Annotated in this window: 4 protein-coding genes; all 4 read right to left on the bottom strand. The window is 37.6% G+C overall.

What is annotated here, in order from left to right; translation table 11 throughout:
- Positions 1-392: 392 nt before the first annotated feature.
- Positions 393-1,475 (bottom strand): HD-GYP domain-containing protein, encoded by a 1,083-nt coding sequence (locus tag ACOI1C_RS15050; RefSeq protein ID WP_422511317.1) that lies wholly within the window; start codon positions 1,473-1,475, stop codon positions 393-395.
- A gap of 86 nt (positions 1,476-1,561) precedes the next feature.
- Positions 1,562-4,075, bottom strand: coding sequence for a DNA gyrase subunit A (gene gyrA, locus ACOI1C_RS15045; RefSeq protein WP_422511316.1), 2,514 nt, complete (start codon positions 4,073-4,075; stop codon positions 1,562-1,564).
- 44 nt (positions 4,076-4,119) lie between these two features.
- On the bottom strand, positions 4,120-6,048 hold the full coding sequence (gene gyrB / locus ACOI1C_RS15040) for a DNA topoisomerase (ATP-hydrolyzing) subunit B (protein WP_422511315.1): 1,929 nt from the start codon (positions 6,046-6,048) through the stop codon (positions 4,120-4,122).
- A 57-nt stretch (positions 6,049-6,105) separates the two neighbouring features.
- On the bottom strand, positions 6,106-6,375 hold the full coding sequence (gene remB / locus ACOI1C_RS15035; RefSeq protein WP_422511314.1) for an extracellular matrix regulator RemB: 270 nt from the start codon (positions 6,373-6,375) through the stop codon (positions 6,106-6,108).
- Positions 6,376-6,384: the final 9 nt, after the last annotated feature.

Genomic DNA, 6,384 nt, shown 5'->3' with positions numbered 1-6,384 from the left:
CCGCGATAGCGAAAATAGCTTTCAATAGTTCCCTCACAGAAGTGAAAAGAACCTTCATCTGTATGAATACAGATGTTTTGTTGCATTTTTGACAAGAACTAGAAAGTCCGAGTCACGCTTGACGTTCTGTTTAGTTTTCAAAGAACTGGTCTTTTTTGCCGTTAAGCAAAATAAACTTCAATATTATCTACCGTTAGGTAGTATATTTTTCTCCGCCGCTCAGAAGCGACTTTATTAATATATCATGTTGGCCAATTTAAGTCAACATATTATTTAGTGAGTATTTCTAGAAGAGAAATACTGCTCTTTAGGTCACTTTTACTATAATAACATTTTGAAATAGAACAAACAAGTGTTAAATAGAAAAAAAGTGAAGGATATATTCTCCCTCACTAAGAAAGTATTTCATCTATATATAAATCTCTTCTGTTTGAGAGTTGAATGAACTCTCCGCTTAATTCGAGTTTTATCATGGGTCGTGTAGGTGACTTGGATTCTACAAATACAATTTCTCCTACTTGATCATTTGACAGTCTGACTCTTGTTCCTAACGAGAAGTTTGCAATTCCTGATGTTAATGCTTGAATTACCTTGATATCGAACTGGCCAAAGCTGTCTTGGATAATTAATTCTAATACTTTAAATGGTGATTGCTTTGTTCGATACGATCTTTCTGAAGTCATTGCATGATAGACATCTGCCACTGCTATAATTTTACCATATGGATGAATCTTCTCTGCACCAATACCTAATGGGTATCCACTTCCATCTATTCTCTCATGATGTTGAAATACTCCAAGTTTCACTCCTTCTCTGATTACAGGGAGATTTTGAAGCAACTTATAACCATGAGTAGGATGATATCTTACCTCGTTGTATTCCACGGGTGATAATGCAGTTTGCTTTTCTAGTATTTTGGGGTTTATTTTGGCCATTCCGCAATCAGATAATAGCCCCGCAATAGCAATTTGCATCCATTCACCTTTTTCATAATTTAGCTTCTTGCCCAGAAAACCTGATAGTAAGCCAACAGTCATAGAATGATGGTATAAATATTCTTCCTTTGTAGAGTAATGATGCAGCATAAAGATTTCAGATGGTTTCGCAACTGCCCTTTCTAACAAGGCGATAAAAAATTTCCGAACTTTAACAATGTCTACTTGTGAACCAGACTGCCAGCTTTGAAATACTTTTTTAAACTCCTGAACAGATTTCAAATAATGGCTAGTAAAAGGAATAGTTAAATCTTCACTAACTTCTTGACCAAGTTCGTCAATTATTTCATTCGGACGAAATGGATCACCATTTACTAATGTCGGTTCCACTTGCACCTCTTTAATAAGAAATGCATGAAGGACGTTTATTTTTTTGTCATTTAAAACAGTTTTTTTAGTTATAATTGGTCTATTGGTTAAGGAGGTGACATCAGCAGATATGATACAGCCTTCTCTTAATTGGTTGATATGAACCTTCATTATGGACTCCTCTCACAACTCCAAAACTTCTCTACCTATATATTACCAAAAAAAAAGGAACACATCGATGTGTTCCTAAAAAAAACTTATTCTTTTTCTATATCTTCTATGTTCTCTATAATATTTTCTTTTACTAAGCCTTCTACTTCATCGGATTCTTCTAATTGAATCTCTTCTTTATCAACTACTGCAATGGTTGCAACATGTCCCGCGTCACCAAGACGAATAAGTCTTACACCTTGAGCATATCGACCAAATTGGGAGATTCCATCCGTACTCATACGGATAATAACTCCACTTGCAGTAATAACCATAATATCTTCTTCACCAGTGACAGTTTTTAGTGCCATAACGGCACCAGTTTTCTCTGTAACTGTGGTGGTCCGTAGACCCTTTCCACCACGACTTTGAAGACGGTATTCAGCCTTAGGTGTACGTTTTCCATATCCATTTCGAGTCACGACTAATACATCGTACCCATCTTCTAGTATCTCCATGCTCACTACTTCATCGCTAGGGTCTAGGGTGATACCTTTAACACCAGTAGCTGTTCTTCCCATAGACCTAACGTCTGTCTCCTTGAAGTGAATTAGCATTCCACTCTTTGTACCAATAATAATATCCTTTGTACCATCTGTTAATTTAACAGAGATCAAGTCATCCTCATCACGTAAATTGACGGCGATTAATCCGTTCTGGCGGATATTGCTAAAGGAGGACAACGGGGATCGTTTAGAAATCCCTTGTTTGGTTGTAAAGAATAAAAAGGAATCATCTGTAAATTCTTCAACAGAGATCATTGCATTTACCCATTCACCCTTATCGATTCCAAGGAGATTAATAATTGGGATTCCTTTTGCTGTTCGGCTATATTCAGGTATTTCATAGCCTTTTGAACGATAAACTTTACCTTTATTCGTAAAGAATAGAATCGTATTGTGTGTAGATGTGGTTAACAGCTGTTCAACAAAGTCGTCCTCATTTGTTCCCATTCCTTGAATACCACGGCCACCACGTTTCTGAGAACGATAGGTAGAAGCAGGTAGACGCTTAATGTATCCGTTATGAGTGAGTGAAATCACAATGTTTTCAACTGGAATTAAATCTTCATCTTCAATCATTTCTGCTCCACCAGAAACAATTTCAGTACGTCTCTTATCATTAAAGCGTTCTTTAATTTCAGTAAGTTCTTCACGAATAATTTCTAGCACTTTTTCTCCATCAGCTAAAATAGCTCTTAGTTCTGCTATGAGAACCATTAAGCCTTTATATTCTTCCTCAATCTTCTCTCTTTCTAAGCCAGTGAGACGCTGTAAGCGCATATCTAGAATAGCCTGTGCTTGTTTTTCTGATAAGGAGAACTGAGTCATCAAGCCTTCTCTAGCAATGTCAGCTGTTTGTGAGCCGCGAATTAAGGCAATTACTTTGTCTAAATGATCTAGAGCTATACGCAGACCTTCTAAAATATGAGCACGAGCTTCTGCTTTTTCTAGTTCAAACTGAGTACGTCTTCGAATTATAACCTTTTGATGCTCGAGATAATGATAAAGGAATTGTTTTAGGTTTAATACTTTAGGTTGACCATCGACTAGCGCTAGCATATTTAAACCAAAGCTTGTTTGCAGGGCTGTTTGTTTATATAAGTTATTTAATAGGACGTTCGCATTGGCATCACGGCGAACCTCGATGACAATTCTCATTCCATTTCGATCTGATTCATCACGCAAATCTGTAATGCCATCTATCTTTTTGTCACGCACAAGCTCAGCAATTTTTTCTATCAGCTTTGCTTTGTTTACTTGATAAGGAAGTTCATTGACGATAATCGTTTGCTTCCCATTTGATCTTTCTTCAATTTCTACTTTCCCTCGAATTATGATAGAGCCTCTTCCTGTTTCATAGGCCTTTCTAATTCCACTTCTACCTAAGATTTGTCCAGCAGTTGGAAAATCTGGCCCTTGAATCGTTTCCATAAGCTCAGCAATAGTGATATCTGGATCTTTACTAACAGCTAGTACTCCATCAATTACTTCACCTAGTTGGTGCGGTGGGATATTGGTCGCCATACCAACTGCTATTCCAGATGCTCCATTGACCAAAAGGTTAGGAAAACGAGCAGGTAAAACAACCGGCTCCCGTTCAGAACCATCATAATTATCCTTATAATCAATTGTATTTTTATTTATATCACGTACGAGCTCCATGGCGATTTTGGACATACGAGCTTCCGTGTAACGCATTGCTGCTGCTGAATCTCCATCAACAGATCCAAAGTTACCATGTCCATCTATGAGCATATAACGGAAGTTGAAGTCTTGTGCCATACGAACCATTGATTCATAGACGGCAGTATCACCATGTGGATGGTATTTACCGATTACTTCTCCGACAATACGAGCAGATTTTTTATAGGCTTTATCAGAGGTCATTCCAAGGTCATTCATTGCATACAAAATACGACGATGAACAGGTTTTAGTCCATCCCGAACATCAGGTAGAGCACGGGAGACAATTACGCTCATGGCATAATCTAGGAATGAAGTTCTCATTTCATGACTTATGTTTATTTCTTTAACTGAAGGTTTACGATTTTCAGACATATTTTTCCTCCTTAAGGAGTTTCAATCAGTATTTTCGAAAAAAATTAAATATCTAAGTTCTTAACATAAATGGCATTTTCTTCAATGAAATTACGTCTTGGGTCAACTTTATCACCCATGAGCATTTCAAAGGTTTCATCGGCTTCAATTGCATCCTGGAGGGTAACCTGTAATAAGGTTCTCGTTTCTGGATCCATGGTCGTCTCCCATAATTGGATAGGGTTCATCTCACCAAGACCTTTATAGCGTTGAAGTCCTGGTTTAGGCTGACTTGGCATAGCTGCTAAATAGGTTTCAAGTTCGCGGTCATTGTACGCATACTCAATTCTCTTACCTTGTTGAATTTTATATAAAGGTGGTTGAGCGATATAAATATAACCATGTTCAATGATTTGTCGCATATAGCGATATAAGAATGTCAATAGTAGGGTACGAATATGGGCACCATCGACATCTGCATCCGTCATTATGACGACTTTATGATATCTCGCCTTGGAAATATCAAAATCTTCTCCAATTCCAGTCCCAAGGGCTGTAATCATTGCTCTAATTTCATTGTTAGAAAGGATTTTATCTAGTCGAGCTTTTTCAACATTAATAATTTTTCCTCGTAGAGGCAGGATGGCTTGGAAATGACGGTCACGACCCTGTTTGGCCGATCCACCTGCTGAGTCACCCTCAACTATATAGATTTCACTTATAGATGGATCCTTTGAAGAACAGTCTGCAAGTTTACCAGGTAGACTTGAAACTTCGAGAGCACTCTTTCTTCTAGTTAGCTCTCTTGCCTTTTTAGCCGCCATGCGAGCACGAGATGCCATGAGGCCCTTCTCAATAATTTTTCTAGCAACAGAAGGATTTTCAAGCATGAATTTATCAAAGGTTTCACCAAAAGTAGCCTCGGTAATCGTTCTTGCTTCACTGTTACCTAGTTTAGTCTTCGTTTGTCCTTCAAATTGAGGATCTGGATGCTTAATGGAGATGATGGCCGTCAGTCCTTCACGAACATCTTCACCAGTTAAATTGCTTTCACTATCTTTGATTAGATTATTCTTTTTTGCATAATCGTTAATTACACGGGTAAGGGCAGTTTTAAAACCGATTTCGTGCATTCCACCTTCATGCGTATGAATATTGTTGGCATAAGAATAAATATTACTTGTGTAGCTTTCGTTATATTGAAGTGCTATTTCTACAGAGATGTTATCTTTTTCTCCTTCAACGTAAACCACTTCTTCATGTACAGGTTCTTTTGTGCGATTAAGGTGCTCTACGTATGATTTAATACCACCTTCATACATGTATACATTTGATCGACCTTGATCTGCACGTTTATCCTCGATAGTAATATTTAATCCACGATTTAAAAAGGCAAGTTCTCGGATACGGTTAGCTAGAGTGTCATAATCATACTCTAGTGTTTCAGTGAATATCTCAAAGTCTGGTTTAAAGTGGACGATTGTTCCTGTCACATTTGTCTCACCAATTACTTCTAGGTCAGCAGATGGTACACCTCTTTCAAACTTCTGGTAATGGATCTTACCATTTAGATGGACAAACACCTCAAGTACAGTTGATAAAGCATTAACTACAGAAGCACCTACACCGTGCAATCCTCCTGAAACCTTATAGCCTCCACCACCGAATTTCCCACCTGCATGGAGAACCGTCATAATAACTTCAACAGCTGGTCTTCCCATTTTTTCATGAATACCTACAGGAATCCCACGTCCATTATCTTTCACCGTTATACTATTATCTTCTTCGATCGTTACATTGATCTCATCACAATGTCCAGCTAAAGCCTCATCAATACTATTGTCGACAATCTCCCATACTAGATGGTGTAGTCCTTTTGCACTTGTTGTCCCAATATACATACTTGGACGCAATCTTACCGCTTCTAATCCTTCTAATACTTGTATCTGGCTTTCATCATATGTCTGATTTTCTTGCATTTCTTTTTGCTCCATTGCCACAAATATCACCTGCGCCTTGACTCTAGGAAACTAAAGTCACAATTTTTATTCCTATAATTCTTGTAAAATCTGCCTTGGATCAAACATTTGGTTAGCTCTTCTTTTCAATGTGACCGATGCTAAAGGGGAAAAATAGATTTGATTTACTGTTACAATGATTGTTTTCATCGACCTAGAAATCTCAGTATTAGCCCCATTTTTTTTTCTTTGACCCTCAATAAATTCTCGAACTATCATTGATGAATGATAAAGCTGTCCATCAAGAATAGTGACAATTTCATTAACTGGGACAACTACATTTTCGCCTAAATGTATAAACAACTTATCACC

The sequence above is a fragment of the Bacillus sp. DJP31 genome (assembly GCF_049310945.1).
GTDB lineage: Bacteria > Bacillota > Bacilli > Bacillales > SA4 > Bacillus_BS.
This window is presented reverse-complemented; position numbering and strand designations above follow the sequence as displayed.

What these genes read in the sequence shown, in the direction of transcription:
- gyrA (WP_422511316.1), bottom strand. Translation starts at nt 4,075, where the DNA reads ATGTCTGAAAATCGTAAACCTTCAGTTAAAGAAATAAACATAAGTCAT.
- ACOI1C_RS15050 (WP_422511317.1), bottom strand. Translation starts at nt 1,475, where the DNA reads ATGAAGGTTCATATCAACCAATTAAGAGAAGGCTGTATCATATCTGCT.
- gyrB (WP_422511315.1), bottom strand. Translation starts at nt 6,048, where the DNA reads ATGGAGCAAAAAGAAATGCAAGAAAATCAGACATATGATGAAAGCCAG.